This window comes from Amycolatopsis kentuckyensis, assembly GCF_002155975.1.
Lineage (GTDB): Bacteria > Actinomycetota > Actinomycetes > Mycobacteriales > Pseudonocardiaceae > Amycolatopsis > Amycolatopsis kentuckyensis.
Genome location: NZ_MUMI01000889.1, coordinates 1 through 221 on the forward strand (window position 1 = coordinate 1; position 221 = coordinate 221).

General features: G+C 79.2%; 1 protein-coding gene. It reads right to left on the reverse strand.

From position 1 onward, the window contains the following. Positions 1–221: C50 family peptidase (locus tag CCN39_RS52500; protein WP_244211386.1), on the reverse strand; the 221-nt coding region annotated here is incomplete at both ends.

The following is a 221-nucleotide window of genomic DNA, read 5'->3' on the forward strand; positions in this document are numbered from 1 at the left end:
GTGCCACAGCGCCGCCGACGGCGCCAGCGACACCGGACGTCCCCGGCAGCCCGGCAGCGCCGGCCACGGCAGTTCGTGCAGCCGTCCGGTCGGCACGATCACCAGCGGGCCGTCGCCCAGCGGCAGCGGGGCGAGCAGCAGGTCGTCGAGCCGGCGGGCCGTCCGCTCGGCGAGCCCGGCGAAGGAGCCGAGGCCGAACGCCGACCGCCGCACGGCGAACC